Annotated in this window: 21 protein-coding genes; 11 read left to right on the forward strand and 10 right to left on the reverse strand. The window is 54.0% G+C overall.

The genetic code is table 11. The annotated features are described in order from the left end of the window. Positions 1–196: 196 nt before the first annotated feature. The 5 genes from ilvG (at position 197) to ilvA (ending at position 6,577) form a co-directional block, all read left to right on the forward strand. A complete protein-coding gene (gene ilvG / locus H027_RS0107965; RefSeq protein WP_024871934.1) occupies positions 197–1,846 on the forward strand; it encodes an acetolactate synthase 2 catalytic subunit in 1,650 nt (549 codons plus the stop codon). Beyond that, positions 1,843–2,109 carry an acetolactate synthase 2 small subunit gene (gene ilvM, locus H027_RS0107970; RefSeq protein ID WP_024871935.1) on the forward strand — a complete coding sequence of 89 codons (267 nt, stop codon included), beginning with the start codon at positions 1,843–1,845 and terminating at the stop codon, positions 2,107–2,109. The genes ilvG and ilvM overlap by 4 nt, the downstream gene beginning before the upstream one ends. Positions 2,110–2,121: 12 nt before the next feature. Then, positions 2,122–3,045: a branched-chain amino acid transaminase gene (locus H027_RS0107975; RefSeq protein ID WP_024871936.1), complete on the forward strand. Its 924-nt coding sequence runs from the start codon at positions 2,122–2,124 to the stop codon at positions 3,043–3,045. Positions 3,046–3,182: 137 nt separating this feature from the next. Further along, positions 3,183–5,033, forward strand: coding sequence for a dihydroxy-acid dehydratase (gene ilvD, locus H027_RS0107980; RefSeq protein WP_024871937.1), 1,851 nt, complete (start codon positions 3,183–3,185; stop codon positions 5,031–5,033). A gap of 2 nt (positions 5,034–5,035) precedes the next feature. Next, positions 5,036–6,577, forward strand: coding sequence for a threonine ammonia-lyase, biosynthetic (ilvA, locus tag H027_RS0107985; protein ID WP_024871938.1), 1,542 nt, complete (start codon positions 5,036–5,038; stop codon positions 6,575–6,577). A gap of 48 nt (positions 6,578–6,625) precedes the next feature. On the opposite strand, the gene H027_RS0107990 is transcribed toward ilvA, so the two are convergent. Then, positions 6,626–7,573: a GlxA family transcriptional regulator gene (locus tag H027_RS0107990; protein WP_024871939.1), complete on the reverse strand. Its 948-nt coding sequence runs from the start codon at positions 7,571–7,573 to the stop codon at positions 6,626–6,628. A gap of 95 nt (positions 7,574–7,668) precedes the next feature. Here H027_RS0107990 and H027_RS0107995 point away from each other — a divergent pair, with 95 nt between their 5' ends. Beyond that, positions 7,669–8,238 carry a cysteine hydrolase family protein gene (locus H027_RS0107995; protein ID WP_024871940.1) on the forward strand — a complete coding sequence of 190 codons (570 nt, stop codon included), beginning with the start codon at positions 7,669–7,671 and terminating at the stop codon, positions 8,236–8,238. A 46-nt stretch (positions 8,239–8,284) separates the two neighbouring features. On the opposite strand, the gene H027_RS0108000 is transcribed toward H027_RS0107995, so the two are convergent. Both H027_RS0108000 and H027_RS0108005 read right to left on the reverse strand, forming a co-directional pair. Further along, positions 8,285–9,934 carry a tannase/feruloyl esterase family alpha/beta hydrolase gene (locus H027_RS0108000; protein ID WP_024871941.1) on the reverse strand — a complete coding sequence of 550 codons (1,650 nt, stop codon included), beginning with the start codon at positions 9,932–9,934 and terminating at the stop codon, positions 8,285–8,287. 29 nt (positions 9,935–9,963) lie between these two features. Continuing rightward, positions 9,964–10,473 (reverse strand): phenolic acid decarboxylase, encoded by a 510-nt coding sequence (locus H027_RS0108005; RefSeq protein ID WP_024871942.1) that lies wholly within the window; start codon positions 10,471–10,473, stop codon positions 9,964–9,966. A 122-nt stretch (positions 10,474–10,595) separates the two neighbouring features. On the opposite strand from H027_RS0108005, the gene H027_RS0108010 reads away from it, so the two are divergent. Continuing rightward, positions 10,596–11,489, forward strand: coding sequence for a LysR family transcriptional regulator (locus H027_RS0108010; RefSeq protein ID WP_024871943.1), 894 nt, complete (start codon positions 10,596–10,598; stop codon positions 11,487–11,489). On the opposite strand, the gene H027_RS18330 is transcribed toward H027_RS0108010, so the two are convergent. Next, positions 11,437–12,402, reverse strand: a complete 966-nt coding sequence (locus tag H027_RS18330; protein ID WP_161632451.1) for a LysR family transcriptional regulator — start codon at positions 12,400–12,402, stop codon at positions 11,437–11,439. The two genes, H027_RS0108010 and H027_RS18330, sit on opposite strands and share 53 nt — an antisense overlap. Positions 12,403–12,486: 84 nt before the next feature. Here H027_RS18330 and H027_RS0108020 point away from each other — a divergent pair, with 84 nt between their 5' ends. Then, entirely contained in the window at positions 12,487–13,959 is a 1,473-nt protein-coding gene (locus H027_RS0108020; RefSeq protein ID WP_024871945.1) for an MFS transporter, read from the forward strand. A 58-nt stretch (positions 13,960–14,017) separates the two neighbouring features. On the opposite strand, the gene H027_RS0108025 is transcribed toward H027_RS0108020, so the two are convergent. Then, a complete protein-coding gene (locus H027_RS0108025) occupies positions 14,018–15,421 on the reverse strand; it encodes a glycoside hydrolase family 1 protein (protein WP_024871946.1) in 1,404 nt (467 codons plus the stop codon). 311 nt (positions 15,422–15,732) lie between these two features. Here H027_RS0108025 and H027_RS0108035 point away from each other — a divergent pair, with 311 nt between their 5' ends. After that, positions 15,733–17,319, forward strand: a complete 1,587-nt coding sequence (locus H027_RS0108035) for a carboxylesterase/lipase family protein (RefSeq protein WP_024871947.1) — start codon at positions 15,733–15,735, stop codon at positions 17,317–17,319. Positions 17,320–17,330: 11 nt separating this feature from the next. Here the strand turns inward: H027_RS0108035 and H027_RS0108040 are convergent, their stop codons facing one another. The 3 genes from H027_RS0108040 to bfr (H027_RS0108050) all read right to left on the reverse strand — a co-directional run bounded on the left by H027_RS0108040 (position 17,331) and on the right by bfr (H027_RS0108050) (position 19,073). After that, complete coding sequence (locus H027_RS0108040) at positions 17,331–18,017, reverse strand: type 1 glutamine amidotransferase (protein WP_024871948.1); 687 nt, start codon at positions 18,015–18,017, stop codon at positions 17,331–17,333. Positions 18,018–18,131: 114 nt separating this feature from the next. Beyond that, a complete protein-coding gene (gene bfr, locus H027_RS0108045) occupies positions 18,132–18,599 on the reverse strand; it encodes a bacterioferritin (protein WP_024871949.1) in 468 nt (155 codons plus the stop codon). Positions 18,600–18,608: 9 nt separating this feature from the next. Then, on the reverse strand, positions 18,609–19,073 hold the full coding sequence (gene bfr, locus H027_RS0108050) for a bacterioferritin (protein WP_024871950.1): 465 nt from the start codon (positions 19,071–19,073) through the stop codon (positions 18,609–18,611). Positions 19,074–19,224: 151 nt separating this feature from the next. Between bfr (H027_RS0108050) and H027_RS0108055 the strand changes: the two genes are divergently transcribed. Both H027_RS0108055 and H027_RS0108060 read left to right on the forward strand, forming a co-directional pair. Continuing rightward, positions 19,225–19,422 (forward strand): (2Fe-2S)-binding protein, encoded by a 198-nt coding sequence (locus tag H027_RS0108055; RefSeq protein WP_024871951.1) that lies wholly within the window; start codon positions 19,225–19,227, stop codon positions 19,420–19,422. Between the two features lie 184 nt (positions 19,423–19,606). Beyond that, complete coding sequence (locus tag H027_RS0108060; RefSeq protein ID WP_024871952.1) at positions 19,607–21,874, forward strand: EAL domain-containing protein; 2,268 nt, start codon at positions 19,607–19,609, stop codon at positions 21,872–21,874. Between the two features lie 15 nt (positions 21,875–21,889). Here H027_RS0108060 and H027_RS0108065 read toward each other — a convergent pair whose 3' ends face one another. Together H027_RS0108065 and H027_RS0108070 are read right to left on the reverse strand one after the other, a co-directional pair. Beyond that, the gene (locus H027_RS0108065; protein WP_024871953.1) at positions 21,890–23,038 is read right to left on the reverse strand and encodes an MBL fold metallo-hydrolase; all 1,149 of its coding nucleotides are present in this window, start codon (positions 23,036–23,038) and stop codon (positions 21,890–21,892) included. Between the two features lie 96 nt (positions 23,039–23,134). After that, positions 23,135–23,704, reverse strand: coding sequence for a TetR/AcrR family transcriptional regulator (locus tag H027_RS0108070; RefSeq protein ID WP_024871954.1), 570 nt, complete (start codon positions 23,702–23,704; stop codon positions 23,135–23,137). Between the last annotated feature and the right edge of the window lie 23 nt (positions 23,705–23,727).

A 23,727-nucleotide genomic window follows, 5' to 3' on the forward strand; every position in this document is an offset into this window, starting at 1 on the left:
CGGATTTTTTGAATTTTATGAGCAAGATTCAGTCTCTGATTAGCATTATTGTGATCCTGGTCGTGGTGGTGATTATTCCACCGCTCGGGGCGCGATTAGCTACTCGCTAGTCAGGACGAAAAGACTCACAAACCCCCGAGCACACCACTCGGGGGTTTTTTTTTAAGCCATTTTTGCAGTCAAAAGGGACAAGGAAATGAACGGGGCCCAGTACTTAGTCAAAGCATTACACCAGCAGGGTGTTACCCAGGTTTTTGGTTATCCGGGTGGCGCGATCATGCCGGTGTACGACGCACTGTACGATGGGGGTATTCCTCACCTGTTATGTCGTCATGAACAAGGCGCGGCGATGGCCGCTATCGGTTACGCTCGGTCTACCGGTAAAGTCGGCGTCTGTATCGCCACCTCCGGCCCGGGTGCTACCAACCTGATCACCGGTCTGGCGGATGCACTGCTGGATTCGGTGCCGGTAGTGGCGCTGACCGGTCAGGTCGCCTCGCCGCTGATCGGTACTGACGCCTTTCAGGAAGTAGACGTACTGGGCCTGTCACTGGCCTGTACCAAACACTCGTTCATGGTGCAGTCAGTTGACGAACTGGGTCAGGTCATCGCCGATGCGTTCCGTATTGCCCGTTCCGGCCGCCCTGGCCCGGTACTGGTTGATATCCCGAAAGACATTCAGTTGGCCAAGGCTGAACTCGATACGCTGATGGAACTGGCTGCAGAACAGTTTGAAGAAGATGAACAAGAGGCCATCGTTGCCGCCCGCAAGCTGTTAAGCGAAGCGAAAAAACCGGTGCTTTATGTCGGTGGCGGGGTGGTTGCGGCCGATGCAGTGACAGAACTGCGCGAATTTGCCGCGGCCACACAGATGCCATCGGTGACCACGCTGAAAGGGATTGGTTCGCTTGATCCGAACTGCCCACATTTCTTAGGCATGCTGGGGATGCACGGCACCAAAGCCGCCAATCTGGTGGTACAGGAAGCCGATTTACTGCTGGTAGCCGGTGCCCGTTTTGATGATCGGGTAACTGGCAAGCTGGCGGCCTTTGCCCCGCATGCGAAAGTGATCCATCTGGATGTGGATGCCGCCGAAGTCGGCAAACTGCGTGCCGTCCAGGTGGCCTTGCACGGCGATCTGCGTCGCGTGTTGCCACAATTGGCCATGCCACTGAACATCTCCGGCTGGCGCGAACATTGTGCCGCGATGAAAAATGACTATCCATGGCGCTATGATCATCCGGGCGAACATATTTATGCCCCGTTGCTGCTGAAACAACTGAGTGACACATTACCGGAAAACAGTGTTGTATGCTGCGACGTCGGCCAGCATCAGATGTGGGTGGCCCAGCACATGCAGTTCAACAGCCCGCGCAACCACATTTCCAGTTCAGGTTTAGGCACCATGGGCTTTGGCTTACCGGCGGCAGTAGGTGCTAAAATGGCGCGCCCGAATGACGAAGTCGTCTTGGTCAGCGGTGACGGTTCCTTTATGATGAACGTCCAGGAACTCGGCACGCTGCGCCGCGCCAAACTGCCGGTCAAGATGGTGTTACTGGATAACCAGCGTCTGGGCATGGTCCGTCAGTGGCAGGAGCTGTTTTTCGACGCCCGCTTCAGTGAAACGATCCTGTCTGATAACCCTGATTTTGTGCGTCTGGCTTCCGCCTTTGACATCGCCGGTGAAACCATCACCCGCAAAGACGAAGTGCCTGCCGCCATTGCCAGAATGCTGGAATGCAAAGGCGCCTACCTGCTGCATGTGTCTATTTCAGCAGAAGAAAATGTCTGGCCTCTGGTTCCGCCAGGTGCCGCGAATCACGATATGATGGAGAGCAAACCATGAAGCAACATCAGCTGAATTTGATCACCGGTTCCCGTCCTGAAGTGCTGGAACGTGTGCTGCGCGTGGTGCGTCACCGTGGCTTTGCTCTGTGTCAGTTAAATATGGAAACCGTACCCGATAGCAGTTCCCTGCGTATTGCCGTGACCGTGGCGAGTGAACGCCCGATCCAGTTATTGCAGAGCCAACTGAATAAACTGATTGATGTCTTCCACGTAGAAGCATTGGATCAATCTGAACAATCTGCCTTAAAGATCAGCGCATAAGGAAATATAAGCATGTCACAGACTACAAAATACATTTGGTTCAACGGTGAAATGGTGGAATGGGATCGCGCACAGGTTCACGTGATGACGCATGCCCTGCATTATGGTTCTTCTGTATTTGAAGGCATTCGTGCTTATGACACTCCGAATGGCACTGCGATTTTCCGTCTGAAAGAACACATCCAGCGTCTGTTTGACTCCGCCAAAATCTACTGGATGGAAATGCCATTCGACAAAGCAGCGGTAGAACAAGCCTGCTGTGACATCGTGACCAAAAACGACATGAAGAGTGCTTACCTGCGTCCGCTGGCCTTCATCGGCAACGTCGGCTTAGGCGTATTGCCAAAAAGCGACAAGGTAGAAGTGATGATCGGCGCGCTGCCTTGGGGTGCTTACCTCGGTGATGAAGCGCTGTCTCAGGGCGTTGACGTCATGGTTTCCTCTTGGAGTCGTTTAGCACCCAACACCATCCCAACCGGTGCCAAAGCCGGCGGTAACTACCTCTCGTCACAACTGATTGCTCGTGAAGCCCGTCGTAACGGTTATGTCGAAGGCATCGCGCTGGACGTAAACGGCTACATTTCTGAAGGTTCAGGCGAAAACCTGTTCATCGTCAAAAATGGCGTGCTGTACACCTCCCCAACCACCTCCGGCATTCTGCCAGGCATCACCCGTGACAGCATCATGACGCTGGCGCGTGAACTGGGTTACACCATCCGTGAAGAATCGCTGCAACGCGAAGCGCTTTATCTGGCTGATGAAATCTTCATGTGCGGTACCGCAGCCGAGATCACACCGGTGCGTTCGGTTGATCGCATGCAGATCGGTGCAGGCTGCCGCGGCCCAGTGACCGAAGCGATCCAGAAAGCCTTCTTTGGTCTGTTCAACGGTGAGACCGAAGACAAATGGGGTTGGTTGACTCCGGTCAACAAATAAGAGCTATGCAGAAGGCGCGGATAACGGCGCCTTCTTGTTTTACAGAATCTGAATTCAGTCAATCTATTTAATACCGCCGGAATGCCCGCAGGCCGTCAGCCAAACTCCGCATTCCCACGGTCAACGAGGAAACAGTGATGCCTAAGTATCGTTCCGCGACTACCACCCAGGGTCGTAACATGGCGGGCGCCCGCGCCCTGTGGCGTGCCACCGGTATGAAAGACGGTGATTTCGATAAACCAATTATCGCTGTAGTGAACTCTTTCACCCAGTTCGTGCCTGGTCATGTGCATCTGAAAGATCTGGGTCAGCTGGTCGCCCGTGAAATCGAAGCGGCGGGCGGTGTGGCCAAAGAATTCAACACCATTGCGGTCGATGACGGTATTGCCATGGGTCATGGCGGCATGCTCTATTCTCTGCCTTCACGCGAACTGATCGCCGACTCCGTGGAATACATGGTCAACGCCCACTGCGCCGATGCGATGGTCTGTATCTCCAACTGCGACAAAATCACCCCCGGTATGCTGATGGCAGCGATGCGCCTGAACATTCCGGTGATTTTCGTTTCTGGCGGCCCGATGGAAGCCGGTAAAACCAAACTGTCAGACAAAATCATCAAGCTGGATCTGGTCGATGCAATGATCATGGCCGCCGACCCAACCGTCAGCGATGCCGACACCGCCGAAGTAGAACGCAGTGCCTGCCCGACCTGCGGTTCCTGCTCCGGTATGTTCACCGCGAACTCCATGAACTGTCTGACCGAAGCGCTGGGTCTGTCTCAGCCGGGTAACGGCTCGCTGCTGGCTACCCACGCCGACCGCGAACAACTGTTCAAGAGCGCCGGTCGTCGTATCGTCGAACTGACCAAACGTTACTATGAACAGAACGATGAAACAGCCCTGCCGCGCTCGATTGCCACCAAAGCGGCCTTTGAAAACGCGATCGCGCTGGATATCGCGATGGGCGGTTCGACCAATACCGTACTGCACCTGTTGGCCGTAGCGCAGGAGGGCGATGTCGATTTCACCATGGCTGACATCGACCGCATGTCTCGTCGCGTGCCGCACCTATGTAAAGTTGCGCCATCGACTCAGAAATACCACATGGAAGACGTGCATCGTGCTGGTGGTATCGTCGCCATTCTGGGCGAACTGAGCCGTGCCGGTCTGCTGCATACCGACGTGCGTAACGTGCTGGGCCTGTCACTGGCCGAGCTGATCGAACAGTACGACATCGCGCTGCATCCGTCTGACGACGTGAAGAAGTTCTACAGCGCCGGTCCGGCCGGTATTCCGACCACCGTGGCTTTCAGTCAGGATTGCCGCTGGCCAACGCTGGATGACGACCGCCAAGAAGGTTGTATCCGCAGCAAAGAATTTGCCTACAGTCAGGACGGTGGTCTGGCCGTGCTGGCCGGTAATCTGGCGATCGACGGCTGTATCGTGAAAACCGCAGGCGTTGATGAATCCATTCTGAAATTTGAAGGCCCGGCCGTGGTGTTCGAGAGTCAGGAAGATGCGGTATCCGGCATTCTCGGCGGTAAAGTGAAAGCCGGTGATGTGGTGATCGTGCGTTACGAAGGTCCGAAGGGCGGCCCAGGCATGCAGGAAATGCTCTATCCGACCTCTTACCTGAAATCCATGGGTCTCGGCAAAGTCTGTGCGCTGATCACCGACGGCCGTTTCTCCGGCGGTTCCTCTGGTCTGTCGATTGGTCACGTCTCTCCGGAAGCGGCAGCGGGCGGCAACATCGGTCTGATAGCCGATGGTGACCTGATCAGCATCAACATTCCGGCCCGTACCATCGACATCAAAATCAGTGATGCCGAACTGACTGCGCGCCGTGCGGAAATGAATGCCCGTGGCAAAGCAGCCTGGAAACCGGTCAACCGTGAACGTGCGGTCTCTTTTGCATTGCGGGCATATGCGAATCTGGCCACCAGCGCCGACAAGGGTGCCGTGCGTGATCGCAGCAAACTAGGGGAATAAGCATGAGCGACACACAACCGCAGGCCAGCGATTATCTTCGCAAGATCCTGCTGTCGCCGGTATACGAGGTGGCGAAAGTCACCCCGTTACAGACGCTGAAAAAAATCTCCGATCGTCTCGGCAACCATGTGGCGCTGAAGCGTGAAGATCTGCAGCCGGTCCACTCCTTCAAATTGCGCGGTGCCTATAACAAGATCGCCGGTTTGACTGAAGAACAACGCGCCAAAGGGATCATTGCCGCCTCAGCCGGTAACCATGCGCAGGGCGTGGCGTTGTCCGGTGCGAAACTGAAGATCCCGGCCGTCATCGTGATGCCGACCACGACCCCGGATATCAAGGTCGATGCTGTACGCCGCATGGGTGGCAACGTGGTGCTGTTCGGCAACAGCTTTGATGAAGCCTATGCCGAAAGCCGTCGTCTGGCGGCAGAACACGGTTATACGTTGATCCCACCGTATGATGATGCGGACGTGATTGCCGGACAGGGCACCATCGGTCGTGAACTGCTGGAACAGGACACCCGCCTGACCCATGTGTTCGTGCAGGTCGGTGGCGGTGGTCTGGCCGCCGGGATTGCGGTTTACATCAAGCAACTGCTGCCCAATATCAAGGTGATCGGGGTGGAAGCCGAAGGCTCGGCCTGCCTGAAAGCCGCGTGGGATGCCGGTGAACCGGTAACCTTACCGCGGGTCTCGCTGTTTGCCGACGGGGTGGCCGTGAAACGCATTGGCGATGAAACGTTCCGCGTATGCCGTCAATACCTCGATGACGTCATTACCGTCACCAATGACGAGATCTGTGCCGCCCTGAAAGACATCTTTGATGACACTCGCGCAGTCGCCGAACCGTCTGGCGCACTGTCACTGGCCGGTCTCAAGAAATATGTGGAAACCACGCACACCCGGGGTGCCCGCATGGCAGCGATCATGTCGGGCGCGAACGTCAACTTCCACAGCCTGCGCTACGTATCCGAACGTTGCGAACTGGGTGAAAAACGGGAAGGCGTGCTGGCGGTGACCATTCCGGAACGCAAAGGCGCGTTTCTGGAGTTCTGCCAGATCCTCGGCAATCGCATGGTCACCGAGTTCAACTACCGTTATTCCGCCGAAGCCGATAAAGAAGCCACCATTTTTGTTTCGGTACGCCTGAACAACGGCACCGAAGAGCTGTTGCAGGTGATCGCGGAACTGCAGAAATCGGGCTATTCGGTACTGAATATTACCGATAACAGTCTGGCGAAAAATCATGTGCGCTACATGGTTGGTGGCCGTCCGTGCAAACCGGTAAAAGAGCGCCTGTTCAGCTTCGAGTTTCCGGAACAACCCGGCGCGTTGCTGCGTTTTCTGGAAACACTGGGCACACTATGGAACATCACCCTGTTCCACTACCGGCATCATGGGGCTGACTACGGTTATGTGTTGTGCGCGTTTGAACTGAACGACGACGACATGCCAGCATTCAACCATCATCTGCAGGCTCTGGGCTACCCGTCGCGTGATGTCAGCGACGATGTCACCTACAAACTGTTCCTCGCACCACGCTGATTGCCGGTTGCTGCTTTGTGTTGAATCCCCCGCTTGCGGGGGATTTTTTTATCCGCCAAATCGCTGCCGGTAGGCCAGCGGCGACAAACCAAGCTGGGCTTTGAACAGCTTGTTGAACGACGCCCGATCATCGTAACCAATCTGCCAGATGATCTGCTCTACAGGCAGTGACGTGGTCTCCAGCAACTCGCGCGCTTTTTCCAGCCGTAAGTGCTGAAGATAGCGGCTGAGGGTCAGTTGTGTCGCCGCCTGAAAACGCCGCTGCAAGCTGCGCGGGCTCATCGCCGCCAGCCCCGCCAGTTGTGACAGTGGGCAGGGTTCGTGGTAATGCGTCTCCAGCCATTGCTGCAATTTAAGAATGACATCATCACCATGCTGTTTCGGTGGCTGAAAGCGCCGGTAATAACGCTGTTCGCGCTCACCACTATCCCACAACAGATATTTACTCAGCTGTGCCACCAGCGTGGCACCGTAATAACGGCGCACAATCCGCAGCGCCAAATCAAGCCAGGCCATGATGCCGCCAGCGGTGATCAGATCGGCCTCTTCGATAACGACTGCATCCAGATTTAAATGAACATTCGGAAACTGCTGGTGAAACATCTCCTCCAGCAGCCAATGGGTCGTGACCACGCGACCATCCAGTAATCCACTTTGCGCCAGCACACAGGCCCCTACACAGGCCGAAGCCAGCACCGCTCCGTGTTGATGTTGTTTATGTAACCACGCCGCTAACCAGTCCGGGCAAAGCGGTCTCTGTCCTGCACAGCACGGCGGTAAAATGACCACATCCACGCACTCGTCTGCGTGCCAACAAGGTAATGTTGATGGCAGACCTTCTTGCCCAGCCAACAGATAACGCCACTCCACCGGTCGTACGCTGTCATCCTGCGCACGGAAACGCTCGACGGCAGAAAATACCTCGCCCAGACCGTACAAGGCCGAGGGAAGCACCGATTCATACGCCACGATGGCAATACGCAGGCTGGCGGTCATTTGTCGTTTTACACCCTAAAAATGTCATTTACGCCAACAGCGTAAAACGCTTCGCTCGCTTAATCTAGTTTCACTGCAAATCAAAGGAGAAAAACATGAACAAGAGTGCGCTGTTAATCATCGATGTACAAAACGACTATTTCCCCGGCGGAAAAATGGCTCTGCATCAGCCGGAACTGGCTTTAGAAAAAATCACAGAATTATTGCAGTATTATCGTCAGCAGCAGTGGCCGGTGATCCATATTCAGCATGAGATGCACGATCGGCCGAACCGTCCAGCCGCGTTTTTCCTGCCACAGACGGAAGGACAACAACTGCATCCGGCCGTGTTACCCGCAGAAAATGAAACTCTGCTGATTAAGCATTTCCCCAGCTCCTTTGCCGGAACCGGATTATTAGACGTGTTGCGGCAACAGCAGGTGGAGCAGTTGATTATTTGTGGCATGATGACGCATATGTGTGTCGACACCACGACCCGAGCCGCGTTTGATTTAGGCTTTGACGTGCAGGTCGCTATCGACGCGACCGCCACCAAAGCGCTGGCCTTTGGCGGTGACACGGTGTCGGCCGATCAGGTGAAAAACACTGTCGCCGCCGCCCTGCATGGCACCTTTGCGCAGGTGCAAACTACCGACGCGATCCTGCAACAGTTGTCTCGCCCATAATGAAGGTCAGCCAGAGCGCACAGGTCGCCGCTCTGGCTGACAGGTGTTACAGACAGCGGTAAGAGCTGAGTTTATTCACATCGCCACCGGTGTAATGTGCGGTTTGCGGATAAGCACAAATCGGCTGATGTTTGCCGGGAAAGGCTTTCCCCGTGGCCGGTAACGATGCCGGTGCCTTGTTGATTTCCACCCAGGCCTGGATCGCGGTCAGCGGATCAAAGTTATCCAGTGCCGGACCATCGCCACAGTGGTTCATCCCCGGCACCATAAACAGACGCGACCAGTCACGCTGTTGGTTGATATCCCCTTTCGAGGTATTTGCAGTCGTGGTCTCATACCATTTTTGAATGTCGCTGGCCGAGAAAACCGGGTCAGACAGCCCCTGGAAAATCACCATCTTGCCGCCACGGGCGACATAGGTGCTCATTTCAGTGGCGATCGCATCATTCAGGGCGCCCATTTCATTCGTTTTTGCCGGATCACGGTCAAAATCGAATTTCGTCATGTCTGCCACCGATTGTGCCGGCGTCATGTAGTAATGGAACAGCGAATCGGTCCCCAGAATGATATTCAGCGCGTTGGGTTTTGTCGCATCGGTGGAAGAGCCGAGTTTCCACATCCGCCAACCCGGTGCGTTCACACCAGAGTCATACGGCCAGCCACTGTAAAGCGCATTGCCTGCACTGTCTTTCGCTCCGCCGAAAACCAATTTCAGCGCCTTAATTTTCTCGGCCGATAAGCAGTTCGCCGTCTGATCGGACTGACACTGCAACACCACCGGATCAAAATGGCAGGCTGGATAGTTATTGATGATGCCGTCTTTCAGGCCATCTTTGTCATCACAGGCGTTCAGCACCGCCTGACTCACCAGCGTCAAATCAGACTGCGTCAGCGCCTGCGATAAAACCGGACGTCCTTGCGCATCTTTCGGTGCCACCGCCAGTAATTTCTGGGTATCCCACGCTTCGCCAATCGCCGCCCAGCTTAAGTGAAATCCGGGGTTCCCGACTACAACCCCGTTAAACTCGGTCGGGTAGCGTTGGGCCGCCAGCATGGCTTCGCGGCCACCGTTGGAACAGCCCATGAAATAGGAATAGCGGATCGGCGCGGCGTAATAACTGTCGACCAGATATTTTGCCTGCTGGGTGACCTTGCCGATCGCGGCATAGGCATAATCGAGCCGAGCCTGCTGATCGACGGCAAACGAAGCATCACGACCTTCATGCCCGCCATCCATCGAGACTACCGCATAACCGCGTACCAGCGACGGCGTGGCGGTCGAACCATGGCTGGGCACACTGCCAATGGCCTGCCCGAGGAAACCGTCTAAGCCACCGCCACCCTGAAACATGAAGCGGCCCTGCCAGTTATCCGGCATCCGTAATTCAAAGCGAATGCCGTACTCTTTACCATCGGGTCCGGTATGTGCGCCAATCATACCGCGCACCAGACAATGCGCCGGCAACTGAAGACCATCACCACTGGCACCGGTGAGGGTAGTGCTTTTATCCAGTTGCACCTTCCCGGCTTTCACCCGTTCCGCCTGTGTGATTTTCACGCCCGGCAAGGCGTGCTGCGTCATTTGCTGACACGTCCCTGCACTTGGTGACCACTGTGCCGCCATCCCCTGTGAGGCACCTAGTACGCCTCCCGTCAGGCAAAGTAAACGCAGCCATTGTGCTGAATGTGAGTTCATAATTTTCCTTTGTTATGTGTGGGTTATCGTTATTTTTTTAGACTATTCGGAAAATCAGCGGGTAATTCACTGGCGGCGCAGGCAATCACTGACTCGTTGTTTGCACCGCACTCTTCAACGTAGGTGATCGTGGCAAATTCATCAATCACTTCGGTTGGATAGGCCGGGCCGGCCGCACGATATGATTCCATCAGCGGAATATGTTCATTCTGGAAGCAGACCGTTTTCTTCGGATCATTGATCACCCAGCGCGGGAAAAAGATAGTGCCGTGGAACAGTTTATCGGCCAGATTGACGATCAGGCTGACATCGGTGCCGGTCGGTTCGGTCCAGGAAATTTTGTAGACCTGTTTTGCCACCTGCACCATATACACATGCTGATCTTTGACCCAGCGATTGCCGACGATGCCACTGTGAATGCGATAATCGAGGGTTTCCGCGTTTTTCACATAAATCTCATAGTTCCAGCCGTTATCGTAGGTATAGACCAGATGTTTGCCGACAAATCCACTCAGATCGTGCTTTTCAAAACTGCTCATGATTGACTCCTGAAAAGTAAGGATATTCATTTTTCAACCACCAGAGTAAGATTCATAAATTAGATAAAAAAGCGCTCTTTTCCGATAAAAACAATCGAATTATCCGATGAGTTATAGGATGTATGCTGCCAAAATCGACATTGGAACAGTGGATCGTGCTGAAAACCGTGGTGGAACAGGGTGGCTTCGCGCAGGCGGCGACACAGCTCAACCGCAGCCAGTCCTCGGTCAGTTACGCCCTGCAACAGTTGCAGGAACGGCTCGGACTATCCCTGCTGAAAATTCAGGGCCGGAAAGCCGAACTGACTGCGGCCGGTGAAATTCTGCTGGCCCAGGTCACCCCGATCATTACCACCTATTTTGAGCTGGAGATGCAGGCTCAGAGTCTGCGACAGGGCATCAAACCCACCATTCATCTGGTGGTGGATACCGTATTTCCGAAAGATTATCTGTTTCAGGCTTTGCAGCAGTTCCAGCAGCAATATCCCAAGACCCAGGTGCATGTAACGGAGATAGTGCGCTCGGAAAGTGCCCAAAAGCTGGCGCAGGCGGATGCCGATCTCTACCTGATCTATATACCGGAACCGGAAAAACAGCCGGGTTCGCTGTTGCTGCATCTCGACTTTATTGCCGTCGCCCGCGCCGATCACCCGCTGCACCAGCAAAATACTCTGCTAACCCAGGCACAACTGGCTGCCTATCCGCTGATTGCGATCGCCGATCAGCAAACACAGCGGCAGGAAAAACGTAAAATTACGGCCTATTCCGAATGGATACTGACCACCGTTCCGGCAGCCGTCGAGGCGATCCGTCATGGGGTTGGTTATGGCTGGTTACCGTTGAATCAGATCCAGCCCTATCTGGAAAGTGGCGAACTCAAACCGCTGCCGGTGGAACAGCAGATCCGCTCCACACCGATCTATCTGCTGGTCAGCGAAGAACTGTTGTTTGACCCCACCGTTTCTACGCTGGCAGAGCTGGTGAAACAGTGTTGCGGTCTGCGAAATGCTGAATGATCCGCTCACGGATAAACTGCTGTACCGGATCATGCTCATGCAGCCGGTGCCAGATCAGATAAAGCTCTGCCCGCACCTGTTCCGGTTCAAATGGCCGCATCACCAACCCGTCAAACAACGGATGATCGACAACCATGATTTCCGGCAGGATAGCCAGCATCGGGCATTCACGCAGGATGGCCGGTATTGCGGTGATCCCTCCGGCGGTGGCCATGATCGGCCGGGAGAGCCCGTGAGCCGTGAAGTGGTTGTCGATAATGGTGGCCGTTTTATGGGAATAGTTTGATGCCAGCTGCGGCACGGTCGCCAGTTCGGCCAGTGACACCGGCTCGTTCAGTGTGAGCTGTTCGGCATGATAGATATAGACGAACCGGCTTTCGGTCAGCAACTGTTGCCGGAACGCCTCACTGAGTTCCCAGTCACCGCCGATGATGGCCATCTCCACCCGCCCCTGGGCAAACGCCTCCGTCAGCAGCGCCATCGGCACCGGCCGGGAGTGCAGATGAATACCGGGTGCCTGTCGGCGCAGTACGCCCAGCAACGAGGGCAGAATCAGGCGTTCCAGATGTTCATGGATCGCGATGTTGACCTCCTGCCGGATGGTCGCCGGATCAAACTGCGGCGGGTTGAGCTGCTGGCGGATCTGTTCCAACCAGGCTGAAACCTGGGGTGCTAGTGCAACGGTACGCGCCGTTGCCTGCATGCGTTGCCCCTGTTTGACAAACAACGGGTCACCGAGCATCTCCCGCAAACGGTTCAGGGCATGACTCATCGCCGATTGGCTTAAACCCACCCGTTGCGCGGCCCGGGTGACATTCCCCTGTTCGGTAAACAAAGCCTCCAGCACCACCAGCAGATTCAGATCCCAGTGGCGGAACTGCTGGAAAAAGGTATCAGAACGAGAACCATTCATTTTGTACATGCCTGATATGTGTATTATCCATTTGATTCATTATAGCGCGTTCTGAACAATGACAACTTCATGCGAGGTGTCATCATGTTGTACGCAGGTCCGTTAAATCCGCCCGTTATTCGTCAGTTACTCCGAATCAATATCAGCCTTATCGTGAGTGTGGAATTCATCCAGAACGCCATGCTGTCGTTTGCCTCCGCCTATCTGTGCGGCGGGTTGGGCATGACCCGGCATATGTTCAGCCTGAGCACCGCCGTTTATGCCGGCACCGCCATCATCATGATTGCCCAGCATCACTGGCTGGTCTCGCAGCTGGGTTACCGGCGTTTCATCCGTTATGCCCTGCTGTTTTTCGCCGTTGGCGCCCTGCTCTGTGCCAACGCGCATACCCCCGGTGCCTATCTCATCGGTCGTTTTATTCAGGCGATCGGCGGCTCGGCCTTCTTCACCGCGGCCCGGGTGCACGTGCAGTTTTTCCCGCCGACTCCGACCGGACGCGGTCTGGCGATCCGCTATATGGCGTACAGTCTCGTCGGTTGCAGTGCCTCAGCCGCGTTCATCGCGGCGATGCTGCTGGAGCATTTCAGTTGGCGGGCGCTGTTTCTGCTGCAATTTCCGCAACTGCTGCTGATTTGGTGGCTCAGCGGTAAGACCGTCAGCAATGTGCGCAAACAACGGCGTACCGGCCGCCTGCACCCCGGCAATATGCTGATGCTGGTCAGTGGCGTGTTTATCCTGCAATGGATCATCGAAAACATGCCCTATGACTTAAGCGAGTTTCGCCAATGGTTGCTGCTGGTGCCACCCGCTGGCATCGCGCTGGCCTGGTTTATCTGGCGCGAATATCAGCGTCATCATTCGTTGCTGCCGTTTCGCCATCTGTTTACCAGCCGCTATCTGATGGGGCTGTTTTATTACGGCATCTGCTATCTGGCACTCTCGTCGGTGAACTATCTGCTGCCGATCTTTCTGCAACAAGGCATGGGGTTCCCGGTACTCAATTGTGGCATCGTATTAAGCGGTGCGGGTCTCAGCGCCTTATTATTCACCTGGCTGCACCTGCGAATGGCAGCGCAGTACCCGCACCAGAAACATTTCCTGTTCTTTGCTTTCAGTTGTCTGGCGCTGTTCGGCTGGCTGTGTAGTCGTTTTACCCCACAGACCCCGCTCTTCGCCATGCTGCTGCCACTGGTGATCCTCTCCGGCTTCACGGCGATCGGTCAGGGGACGGCGGCCCTGAACACATTCCGTGAAACCGACATCCGGATCTTTTCGCAGGCTTATCAGACGAAAAACATGCTGCGCGAACTGATGAATTCCACCGGTGTCACGTTGACCAACGTCGTGTTGCAGCATCGGGAAGCGTTGCACTATACCCGGCTCGCGGAACAGCTCACGCCACAAACCAGTGCGGCCAGTTCTCTGTCGCTGTCCCAACTGGTCTCGCTGACACAACAGCAGGTCACCGTGCTGGCCAGTCAGGATCTGTTCATGCTGGTGGGTGTTGCCAGTGTGCTGCTGCTGTTATTCAGCGTATGGCAACGGCGGATTATCTGAGGCATTGCCTAAAGAAAAAGCGCCGATCAGGGCGCTTTTTTCAGGCAGATTACGGTGTTCAGGCTCCGTTATGGGCAATCAGGTTCTGATACCAGAAGAAACTTTTCTTCTTGGAACGTTTCATGTCTTTCAGATCAAACTCATCGCGGTTGACGTGAATGAAACCGTAACGCTTGCTGCAGCCCTGATGGGTGCTGACCAGATCGATGGCCGACCACGGGCAATAGCCAAACACATCGACACCGTCGCTGATCGCCAGCTGGATTTGTTCAATGTGCTGCTGCAGATAGTTGATGCGGTAACCATCATCGATTGAACCATCCGCCTCCACCTTATCGAAAGCGCCCAGCCCGTTTTCGGTGACAATCAGCGGCAACGCATAGCGTTCATAGATGTCTCGCAGCGTATTGCGGAAGCCGATGGGGTCGATCTCCCAGCCAAAATCGTTTTTCTTCAGGTTCGGATTGGAAGCGCCTTTATAAACACCCACTTCCCCCACCACGATCTGCTGGTCACCGGTCGAACCAACATCGCTGGCGTCGCCGCTGCTGGCAGCCACGGTCTGTGTGGAATAGTAGTTAAAGGCGATGAAATCCGGCTTCGCACTGGCCATGATCTCCATATCCCCTTCCTGAATATCCGGGGTCGCTCCGCGCTCTTCCAGGAAACTCCAAGCGATATTGTTGTAACGGCCATAGACCACCATATCCAGATAGAGCCAGTTGCGGATGGAAGAACAGTTGCTGGCCGCCAGCATATCTTCCGGCTTGGAACTGGCCGGATAAATGGCCGAAATATTCGGCGCCGGACCAATCTTGGCATGTGGCAGCAGCTCATGGCAGGTTTTCATCGCTTTCGCCTGCGCCAGCAGCATGTGATGGTTTTGCTGATACAAATCCTTCAGTGGATTGTCACCAGAGACGCTCTTCGTTCCGATGGCATCACCATGCAGGATCATCATGTTCTGCTCGTTGATGGTCAGCCAGTATTTGACCCGATCACCATACAATTCAAACAGGGTTTCACAGTAAAACGCAAACGCATCGACGGTCGCCCGGTTGGACCAGCCGCCTTTCTGTTGCAACGCATACGGCAAGTCAAAGTGGTAGATGGTGATAATCGGCTCGATGTTATGCGCCTTTAGCTCATTGATCAGGTTGTTGTAAAACGCCACGCCCAGCGGGTTAATCGCACCGGTGCCGTGCGGGAAGATGCGCGTCCAGGCAATCGAAAAACGGTACGCCTTCAACCCCAGCTCGGCGAACAGTTTCACGTCCTCTTTGTAATGATGGTAGTGATCACTGGTCACCTTAAAATCGGTGGTACCGGGAACCACCGGGGCCATATCAATGACTGACGGGCCTTTACCGTCTTTATCCCAGGCCCCTTCCACCTGATAGGCCGAGGTTGATGCTCCCCAGAAAAAATTGCCGGGAAAGGGTTTAAGTTTCTGATGCTGCATGCCGTTTCTCCCTGTTTTGTTACGCACAGAACACGTGCTGCGAATGAGATGATCTGATGAAACCAAATCAGCGATAACAGATATAAACACTGCTACAGGTTGTCCGACCATCGAAAAAAAACCGTTTTGTGATAGCACCGGCAAAAATGTAACCGGTTTCATTTTTTGCTTTGCATGCGGCAATGGCAACCACCCAACAAAAATCCCAAACGGTATGCCACCGGAAAATCCGCTTGCTGCTCTATACTTAAATGACTCAGGTGAACACTATCGGGCTGCCAATGTGGAACGCGTGTAAGACGATTCATTACATGAAGAAGCTTCTGGGCTGGGTCATACTACTTTCCTGCAGCACCTCAACCGAGGCCTTGCCGCTCATCACCACGGCTAGTGGCCAACTGCAAGGCGTCATGGTCAGCCATGATGTGGTCGCTTATAAGGGCATTCCTTATGCGGCACCACCTGTGGGCCAACTCCGCTGGCGGGCCCCCCAGCCGGTCACCCCTTGGTCGGGTATTCGTCAGGCAACCCAGTTTGGGCATGATTGTATGCAATATCCAACGCCGAAAGATCAGGCATTACCGAAGACTCACCTGTCTGAAGATTGCCTCAATCTGAATATTTGGATGCCTGCACAAACCACCCCACAGAAACGACCGGTGATGGTCTGGATTTACGGGGGTGGTTTTGTCGATGGCAATACGTCGGCCGATATCTACGACGGCACCGCATTTGCCAAACGCGGCGTCATTCTGGTCAGCATCAACTATCGGGTCGGCCGCTTCGGATTCTTCGCCCATCCAGCACTCAGCCAAGAAAATGCAGACGGCTTATTGGGTAATTATGGCTATATGGATCAGATTGCGGCCTTAAAGTGGGTTCAGAGAAATATTTCTGCCTTTGGCGGCGATCCGGATAACGTCACCCTGTTCGGTGAATCTGCCGGCGGTTATGCCATACACGTGCTGATGACCTCCCCTTTAGCAAAAGGGCTGTTTCATAAAGCCATTATTGAATCAGGCGGGGGGCGCGTAGAGGCAGACAGCAATATCCGGTTACAAAAGCCGAGCGACAATGGCTATCCCTCCGCAGAAGAAGCAGGATTGCGATTTGCAAGACGACATCATATTACCGGGCAGGATCGCCATGCCCTGGCCGCATTAAGAGCCTTGTCGGCCGACGATGTCATGGATCAGTTGAATATGGAAACGGATGAAAATAGCGAGGAAGGGCGAACTTTTGCCGGCCCGATGATTGATGGAAAACTGGTGACGACCTATCCCACTGATATCTATGAAGCCGGAGCCGGTATCGACATTCCGCTTATCGTCGGGGCGACCGGTAATGATATTGGTGCTGCCCCTGAAATCAGCACCATGTCACAGGCATTGGATATGCTGGGACACGCGCACAGCGAGCAGGTCAGACAGCTCTACAACCCGGATGACCTCTATATTTTCCCTGCAGTTAGCGACTTAATCGCCAGCGATCAGATGATGATTGAGCCCGCCAGATTCATTGCCAGAACAGCCGCAGCACAGGGGCAACCGGTATATGAATTTCGTTTTTCCTATGTTGCCAGCAGCCTGTGGGCCACCGTGCCGGGTGCCATGCATGCCAGTGAAGTGGCCTATGTGTTTAATACCTTACCTTCGGTGTTACTCGATAAGGTCAGCCAACCCGATCGGGCGATGGCAGAGCAGATACAACAATATTGGGTGAACTTTGCCCGCACAGGAGATCCGAACTCGCCCTCGTTACCGCATTGGCCCCGTTATGATCCGCAGAAAGATGACATCCTAATATTTTCGCCGAAGGGAGTAACCGAAACGCGTGCGCAACCCGATCCGTGGCGCCAGCGACTCGATCTGATTGAACAAACTGCGCCGCAATACTGACCGCCCGAGCACTACGCTCTGACAACATACTCCAGCACCTGTGTCATCCACTGTGCTAACTGCTGATAGTGTCGCGGCGATGCCGACAAGATCGCATCGGCATCCTGAATGAAGCGGCCTCCGATCAATTCATCGGCGCAATGCATTATCATGCTGCGGGCATTGGCTTCCGTGGTTTCGAGGTGACATTGCAAGCCAATGACCCGTTTGCCTAACTGGAAGATCTGGTTGTTACAGGCTTCACTGCTCGCCAGCAAGATGGCTTGCGCCGGTAATTCAAACGTTTCACCATGCCAGTGAAAGACATTCATACGTGGCGGTAAGGGTAAGACGTCACCTTCAGCAGGTACGCTTTCGATATCAAACCAGCCAATCTCTTTGGCATAGTTGGAATAAATGCGCGCCCCCTGCGAACTGGCAATCAGTTGTGCACCGAGACAAATCCCCACCACCGGCTTTTCCGCAGCAATAACTGCCGCCAGAAAGGCTTTTTCAGCCCGCAGCCAGGGATAATGCGCTTCATCATTGGCACTCATCGGCCCACCCAGCACAATCAGCAAGTCGACGTCAGCCGGCTCGGGTAACGGGTCATTGAAATACAGACGACAATAGCTGATCTCAGCCTGCTGTTGCTCTAACCAGGGTTGGATATTACCCAGCTCTTCAAAAGGGACATGTTGTAACACATACACACGCATGATGTTGTTCCATATCAGGGAGGTAAACGGCATGACCAGGCAATGAGTACACTAAAAACAATAAGATGCCGTCTGAATGCATCATAATCTCAATTCAGACAGCAGAAGGAAAGATTAAATTTGGGATTGCAGATAATTTTGCAGACCAATCTGATCGATGAGACGTAACTGTTTTTCCAGCCAGTACGCATGATCAATTTCCGTGTCTTCCAGCTGTTTTTCCAGCATTTCACGGGTCTGATAATCCTGTTCATCTTCACACAGTTTTATGGCGGCTTTCAGGTTTTTAACCACGCTGTATTCCAGCTCCAGATCGTTTTGCAGCATTTCCGGCACGGTTCTGCCGACATGCAGCGGTTCGCGTACGGTCATTTCCGGTGTGCCTTCCAGAAACAGAATCCGTTCAATGATCCAGGAGGCGTGCTGTTTTTCCTCATCAGATTCATGGCTGATACGCTCATATAATTTGCTGTATCCCCAATCCTGATACATCCTGGAATGAATAAAATATTGGTCGATGGCTGAAAGCTCACCGGCGAGTAATTTGTTTAACTCGGCAAGGATAATGGGTTTGCCTTGCATACCGCCTCCTTACATCTGACTTTGTAAATAGTTCTGAATGCCGGTCGTGGCAATCAGATTTTGCTGTGTTTCCAGCCAGTCGAGATATTCCTCCTCATATTCCAGGATCTCTTCCAGCAAATCACGACTGACAAAATCCGACGCCTGTTCCGCGACCACAATGGCTTCACGTAATAAGACGAGCTGATCCTGCTGCAGCGATAAATTACACTGCAGCATCTCTTCCGCATGTTCACCGATGCGCAAATATTCGAGATTCTGCAGATTAGGCAAACCGTCGAGAAACAAGATCCGCTCAATCAGCGCGTCAGCTTGTTTCATATCCTTAATCGATTTTTTGTAGTCATGCTCATTTAAGGCATTGAAACCAAAGTGGCGGAACAGGCGGGCATGCAGGAAATACTGATTGATTGACGTCAATTCCCACGTCAGAACCTTATTGAGCATAGCAATGACAACTTTCTCACCTTGCATAGCAGCTCCTCATGTGGTCACACGCTATACCATTTAGCCTAATCGCTATGGGGGATTTCGCAACTTTATCTGCCTAAAATTTCAGCAACCGCATTGCCAAAATCAATAATGAGAAGTATTATCAAATAAAGCACCTAGGTGGAGTCTGGTTATGATCATTTGTCATTGTCATGCCGTGAATGACCGACAAATTAAAGAAGCTATCGCGCACGGCATCGATAGTGTTCGCGGTCTTAACCGTGAGCTTAATGTCGGAAACACCTGTGGTCAGTGCCTGCCTCAGGTTCGCCGCGTACTCGAATCGACCTTAATGCAAATCGCCGAGCCGTCGCCCAAGAAAGTCGCCTGAGCGACACTCAACCACCATATCCTGATGCCGTTTTGGCACATCTCTTTACACCTCATGGGTGTTTTTCCGTTCTGTTTTCTCCAAATCTGGGTATCAACAAAATATTCTGCGGTTTGGTGTGCTGCATTTTACCTTAGGCTCAGATTGAGCCATGCTTACAGAATGTGGATCATGGAAAGAGCCTATGCTGTTAGAATTTATCAAAGGTATCGCACTGCTGTTATCCCTGTGTCTCTTGCAGGGGTTTAATGTTCGCCTTTGTCACCAGAAGCCACGTCTGGAACAAGCCATTGCGGGTCTGCTCTTCGGCGGCATCGCCGTCATTGGCATGATGAGCCCTGTCCAGTTGGCGCCCGGTGTTATCTTTGATGCCCGCACCGTGATCCTTAGCATGGCGGGTCTGTTTGGTGGCCCGGTAGTGGCAATTCCGGCAGCGGTGATCGCCGGCGGCTATCGTCTGTGGCTGGGGGGTGTCGGTGCCCCCATCGGCCTCACCACCGTGGTTGTCGCCGTCAGCAGCGGCTTACTGTATCGCCATCTGTCGCAACGCGGTAAGGTCAAAACCGGCGCCGTGGCATTATTGCTCTTCGGATTTCTGCTTCATGCTTTCATGGTGCTGATTTTTACGCAGTTTCCGGGCCTGTTGTTTAGTTCTGTGATCAGCCAGATCGCCCTACCCTATATCTTCACCTTTGCACTCGGCACCCTGCTGTTAGGGATCATGTTGCAGGATATTGTCAAGAGAACCCAGATGGAGCAGGCGTTACTGGATAGCGAAGCACGCCTGCGGGCCGTGATCCACGCGATCCCGGATATTATGGTGGTGTTGGATGAAGACGGCTATTACCGAGAGGTTCTCTCCTCTCCCTCGCATCTGTTTTACTCGTCCGCTTCCGAATTAGTGGGGCAGTCGCTGTATACGTTTTTACCCCAAGAAACTGCCGAGCGCCTGCTGACCTGCATTCGTGAAAGCCTGCGCACAGCAGAGCCGCAAGCCATTGAATATGAACGCGACACTCCCTTGGGTCATCGCTTATTTGAAGGGCGGGTGCAACCACTGGATTACCACCTTGGCGGAAAACGGATGGTGGTTTTTCTGGCCCGTGACATCACGGAACGGAAAGTGAAAGAAGATGAAATCAGTTATCTCGCTTTCTACGATCACCTCACCGGCCTGCCCAATCGCCGCCTCCTGCAAGACCGTCTGAATCAGGCGCTGGCATTCAGTGCCCGCTCCGGCCAGCTCGGTGCCTTACTGTTCATTGATCTGGACAACTTTAAGACGCTGAATGACAGCCAGGGCCATGATATCGGTGACTTGTTGCTGCAACAGGTGGCGGGTCGCATCTCGAAATGTGTCCGGGAAACAGACACCATTGCCCGTTTGGGCGGCGATGAATTTGTCGTCATGCTGGAACAACTTGGTTCACAGGAAGAACTGGCCGCCACGCAGGGAAAAAGTATCGGTGAAAAAATTCTCAACGAACTGCGGCGCCCCTATCAGTTGGCGGGCAATGAATATAACAGCACCGCCAGTATCGGCATCACGCTGTTTAACGCGCACAAGGAAAACAGCGAAGAGTTGATGAAACGCGCCGATATTGCGATGTATCAGGCAAAATCGGCGGGCCGTAATACCTTGCGCTTCTTCGATGACAAAATGCAATCGCTCGTCAGCTCCCGCATCGGACTGGAAAATGATCTGCGGGAAGGCATCCGCCAGCAGCAACTGGTGCTCTATTATCAGCCACAGGTGGATTTGCATGGTCGTATCGTGGGCGCAGAAGCCCTGGTTCGCTGGCAGCATCCTGAACGAGGGATGATCTCTCCGGCGGAATTCATCCCGCTCGCGGAAGAGTGCGGCCTGATCCTGCAACTCGGTGATTGGGTGCTCAACGAGGCGTGCCAGCAATTGCAGCGCTGGAGCATCCATCCGGACACCTCTCATATTTCGCTGGCGGTCAACATCAGTGCCCGCCAGATCCATCAACCCGATTTCGTGGAGAAGGTGCTGACCGCCGTGCAACTCGCCAACATCCTCCCGCATCGCTTAAAACTGGAACTCACGGAAAGCCTGTTGCTGGCAGACACCGAGGAGATCATCCAGAAAATGATTGTCCTGAAAACATTCGGCATCGGCTTCTCTCTGGATGACTTTGGCACCGGTTATTCATCGCTGTCGTATCTGAAGCGTTTGCCGCTGGATCAGTTAAAAATCGACCAGTCGTTTGTCCGAGATCTGCTGACAGACCCTAATGATGCCGCCATTGCCAGTATGGTGGTGACGCTGGCCCACAGCATGGGGCTCAACGTCATCGCCGAAGGGGTGGAAACCGAAGCCCAGCGTAATCGGTTAGCCACGCTGGGCTGTTATACCTATCAGGGCTATCTCTTTGGTCGTCCGGCACCGGCCGAGATGCTCACGCCGCTCTCATCCGAGAAAATCCTCTGAACCGGATCGACCCCATTACTCCTCCCATACCGGGTCATCAAAGCGCTCGGTTGGGTTGCCACTCTTCGTCGCGATGATGGGCGACAGACTGGCCATTTGCCACTCCGTCTGCGGCCACCACTTTTCTATCGTCGTGTGATGTGTTGGCTCAATACTTTCGCCCGGCCGGGGCATATTCACCACCACCCCCGCCGCGTTGGCCGCCGCCAGCACGCGTTCTGCCGGTTCGGTCCAGCTATGGGGGGCCAGCTCAAACAACCCCCAGTGCACCGGGATCATCACCTCGCCCCGCACCTCCTGATGCGCCCGTACCGCCTGCTCAGGGCCAAGATGCCAGTCAGGCCAAAACGGGTTGTATTGCCCGGTTTCCATCAGAGTCACATCGAAGGGGCCCAACCATGAGCCGATGTCTTTGAACCCCGGGAAATAGCCGGTATCACCGGAATAATAGACCCGATGAGCCGGGCCAATCAGTGCAAACCCTGACCATAAGGTTTTGTTGGATTGCGGGATCAATCGACCGGATGCATGGCGGGCCGGTGTTGCGACCACGTCGATATCATTGACTTGTGTAGCATCCCACCAGTCCATTTCGGTAATTTTATGTGGCGGAACGCCCCAGTATTCGAGGTGAGCCCCCACGCCCAAAGGCACCAGAAACTGAGTATCCCAGTCACTCATGGCTTCAATGGTGGTGCGATCCAGATGGTCGTAATGATCGTGCGATATCAGCACCGCATCAATGTGCGGTAAATCCGCCAGTGGAATTAATGGCTGATACCAGCGTTTGGGCCCCAGCCAGGCAACCGGCGACGTCCGCTCACTCCACACCGGATCAATCAGAATCCGGGTACCATCCATTTCAATGAGTGAGGTGGAATGACCCAGCCAGGTCACTCGCAGATCCCGCGTTAATGGCTGTGCCAACGCCGCTTTTACCTCGGTGACTACCGGTATGGCTTGTTGCGGTGTCGCATGCGGGCTGGCCCGCAACGATTGCATCATCGCATTTTTCATATCACTCCAGATCGGCTGCGGATTCTCAAATTTATTGCCGTGCCACTGGGGGGATTGGGTGAGATTACTGAACCGAGCACCTTTCGGCGCTTGGCCCAATGAGCGGTAACCCATCAGATTCATCCATTTTGCAAACAGACCAGACATAACGGAACCCTCTTAATGACGACCCTGCGTAACGAGGTATGGGGGATATTCTTGGCTCAATATGAGTGATTAATCAATCAATAAAAGAGCAAAATTTTAATCGATGGCGAGAACCCGCCAGAAGGCTTCAAAACCCGTATGACAATAGTGTTCTGTTGCCGCAGGTTCACGGATAATAAAATCCATCGTTGTTTCGGCCATGGCAAGCATCATCGCCGAGGCAAAAGCACACGAATTCTGCAACTTGCTTTGTTTGATGCATTCATCCATAAGCACGCCGACCTCGGAAAAAATGGCCATGCCGGCGGCCCGTGTCTCTGCGGTGATCCGGTCTGAGACACTGAGTTGCCCCATCACCTTGCGTTTGTCCGGGTTGAGCGCCCCCCAGTGGATGTATTTTGACCATACAAAATACATCCTTTCGCGCAGTGACTGGGTTCGCGGGTAATCCGCCAGCATCTCTCGCCCCATCTCTTTTTTAAGTTCAAGATAGAGCTGATTCAGTAATTCATCTTTTGTCTTGAAATAGGTAAACAGTGTGCCTTCTGCCACCCCAGCCGTGCGCGCAATCTTCGCCGTGGGCGCTTCGATACCCAGCACAGCGCAGACACTAATGGCGGCTGCGAGCAATGCGTAGTATTTATCTTCACTTTTAGGGCGGGCCATCAGAACATCAACAGATAATAAAT

This window comes from Tolumonas lignilytica, from assembly GCF_000527035.1.
Classification (GTDB): Bacteria; Pseudomonadota; Gammaproteobacteria; order Enterobacterales; family Aeromonadaceae; genus Tolumonas; species Tolumonas lignilytica.